The 3,056-nt window shown below is 33.6% G+C and carries 3 protein-coding genes and 1 pseudogene; all 4 read left to right on the plus strand.

The features are described 5' to 3' along the window. Positions 1-898: 898 nt before the first annotated feature. A pseudogene (locus tag AFK68_RS38060) lies at positions 899-1,099 on the plus strand (helix-turn-helix transcriptional regulator); the annotation flags it as partial. A gap of 63 nt (positions 1,100-1,162) precedes the next feature. Beyond that, positions 1,163-1,544, plus strand: a 382-nt coding sequence (locus AFK68_RS04120; RefSeq protein WP_256386480.1) for a helix-turn-helix transcriptional regulator, incomplete at its 3' end; no start/stop codon positions are given. 148 nt (positions 1,545-1,692) lie between these two features. After that, entirely contained in the window at positions 1,693-2,013 is a 321-nt protein-coding gene (locus AFK68_RS04125; protein ID WP_246843987.1) for a hypothetical protein, read from the plus strand. Between the two features lie 119 nt (positions 2,014-2,132). Next, entirely contained in the window at positions 2,133-2,489 is a 357-nt protein-coding gene (locus tag AFK68_RS04130) for an STAS domain-containing protein (RefSeq protein ID WP_094671707.1), read from the plus strand. The last annotated feature ends 567 nt before the right edge of the window (positions 2,490-3,056 follow it).

Genomic DNA, 3,056 nt, shown 5'->3' on the forward strand with positions numbered 1-3,056 from the left:
CGGGAAACCGTTCCCTCCGGGACGCTTTCCTACGGAATGCTCCGCAAACGCGCACTTCGGAGCTTTGCGTTAGCAAACGCCATCCCATCCTAACGGACTGCTCCGCAAACGACCGCTTTTTCATCCCCTTCAAAGGGGAGGCTCATGCCCTCATTTTTTGGTAAGGATTCAGGCATAATATATAGGAATCAGGTAAGCATTTCTTTCGGAATGCTGGGCCAACAGCTAGCTCCCCATCAGTTCTCAGTTTTTTGATGAATTAAGTAAGGATTTATTGAAGAAGAATTATCTTAACTGAATAGCTACTTATTTCAAGTATAAATTATCGGGAATATATCAATAATACTTTCTAATTTTAAGACAAGAAAAACTTCAATAATTGATAATTGATAATTGATAATTGATAATTGATAATTGATAATTGATAATTGATAATTACCTCTCCCTAAAAACGGATAGGATTGAATAAAAGGAAATTTTTTTTGTTTCTCCACGGTGAGTGAGAGGCTTTATACATTTATTTTTCGGTAATTATAGTAAGTGATGAAGTCCGCAATTATGACTCATAATATAAGGTAAAAGCGGAAACCTGTTATAGGTATTACGCAGGAAATACTGAAGACGCAAAATATAATTTTCCACTACCTTATATATATCCGAAAAGTGAGTAAAGTAGTAATCTATCCAACCCTTTTTTGTTGAGATTGTTTCAACCAATATTCGACCCAAGTTCTTAATTCATCAAGATTACTTAAAACAAATACCATTTCAGGGAATTAAGTCCGCAAAAGTAAAGCTAACATTAGGCAAATATAAATCAAAAACAATCCTCAAATTGTCTTGAGTAAATAAAAAATGGAATAAGTTAATGATTTTATACTACCAATACTTAGCAATTATGGTATATTCTAGACTAGAAAAAAAACTTTTTTATTTTCCTTTAGTATCTGGCGAAATGAATAAATATTCTCCAAAAAACTACAACCCCCATTTACAAAACCTAATGCAAAACGCAAATATTTCCAGCTATAGGGAATTAAGTCAAAAAGCTGGAATTTCTGAGTTACAGCTTATGCGGTTGCAACGTGGCCTAGCATCANCAATTATGGTATATTCTAGACTAGAAAAAAAACTTTTTTATTTTCCTTTAGTATCTGGCGAAATGAATAAATATTCTCCAAAAAACTACAACCCCCATTTACAAAACCTAATGCAAAACGCAAATATTTCCAGCTATAGGGAATTAAGTCAAAAAGCTGGAATTTCTGAGTTACAGCTTATGCGGTTGCAACGTGGCCTAGCATCACAAATGCGAGTAGATATTTTACTCAAAATTAGTCAAGCATTAGGAATAACTTTAACAGAACTATTAACTAATTTTGCACCTGAACTTATCAAAAAATCACCAGAAACTTCCACCTCAGCAGTAGAAAAAGAATATAACAATCTCCAGAAAGAATTAGAGCAACAAAAAAAATTGTTAATGCAAGAGTTTCAGCATTCTAGTTTACAAATTTTAGAATCTTGGCTACAACAATGGCCAANAGTCAAGCATTAGGAATAACTTTAACAGAACTATTAACTAATTTTGCACCTGAACTTATCAAAAAATCACCAGAAACTTCCACCTCAGCAGTAGAAAAAGAATATAACAATCTCCAGAAAGAATTAGAGCAACAAAAAAAATTGTTAATGCAAGAGTTTCAGCATTCTAGTTTACAAATTTTAGAATCTTGGCTACAACAATGGCCAACTGTTGTACATAAAGCTAAACAAAATCCTCGTCTAGGAGCAGTAAAAATATTGCCTTTGTTAAGTCCAGTAGAAAAATTGATGGAACACTGGAATGTGGAATCTATCGCTAATGTTGGAGCAGAAGTTCCTTTTGACCCCCAGTTGCATCAACTGATGGAGGGATCTGTGGAGAAAGGAGAAATGGTAAAAGTTCGTTATACTGGCTATAAGCAAGGGGATAAACTGCTATTCCGTGCCAAAGTTAGTCCTACAATTTAAATCAAAGAGCAGAGAAGCTCAAAATTAGGAATTGATTTGGACATACTTGGAGTTAATCTCAGTAATAAGCTATACTAGCCTAGGTTTCTTAATACTTAGAATTATAGCTTCTAGAAAATATGAGCAATCGTGTTGTTAAATATATTAAACCCTCTGGTATTTTAGACGGTACTAAAGCTACTTCATTTCGCCAAGAAATTAGTGAACAAGTTGATGCTGGAGCTGATATTGTTGTGATAGATTTTAAAGAAGTAACTTTTATGGATAGCTCCGGTTTAGGTGCTTTAGTCTTAGCGCTTAAAACTGTTCGTGCTGCTGGATGTCAGTTAGTTGTTTGTTCTATTAATGAGCAAATTAGAATTCTGTTTGAACTAACAAGTATGGATCGAGTTTTTGAGATATTTCCTAACCGAGAAGAGTTTCAAAAAGATCATTCTGAATCTAATAAAAATCTTCAAGCTCAAAGCAAATCGTAAAATTTATCAATCAGTATCTTAGATTTTCAAAAGTATGTAAGTAGTAGATTAAATCTTCCTCTATAGATCCGTCACTAATTCAAACAAAACCTGAAATATTTATGGGTAAAAAGAGGTGCATCTATGAAAAAGTGTACATCCCCAAAAAATTGAGCAGGAAGAAATTTTTGATTTGAGATAAGATTCACTATCTAATTTGATGCCTGGAAAAAAAATCAAATCAAAATTTTGTCACTAACCTTCTACTTATCTGAAGTCTAAGATACTTTAGGTTAAATAATTTATATGTTTGATTTGTAATTACTATGAAGATTAAAGCCATCTAAGTTCAGTAATAACTTTTTCGGATGAATTTTATGAGGCGATCGCGTGGGAGTTCTAGGTCGATGTTTTTGAGGTTATGTTGTCTGGCTCCTCGGATGCGGATGGTATTTTCAGGAGTGGTCATTTTAGTTATTAGTTTAGGGAATAGGGAGTAGGGAATAGGGAATAGGGAAAAAGAAGGGATGGTTGAAAGGGGCTAACTTTATTTCTTGGTCATAGAAATTTTGTTTGATAGTAGTAAAT

Origin of the sequence: Hydrocoleum sp. CS-953, assembly GCF_002260545.1 — a bacterium.
In the GTDB taxonomy this organism is placed as follows: domain Bacteria; phylum Cyanobacteriota; class Cyanobacteriia; order Cyanobacteriales; family Microcoleaceae; genus Trichodesmium.

Coding starts and splice junctions, on each gene's coding strand:
- AFK68_RS04130 (WP_094671707.1), top strand. CDS start 2,133: ATGAGCAATCGTGTTGTTAAATATATTAAACCCTCTGGTATTTTAGAC.
- AFK68_RS04125 (WP_246843987.1), top strand. CDS start 1,693: ATGCAAGAGTTTCAGCATTCTAGTTTACAAATTTTAGAATCTTGGCTA.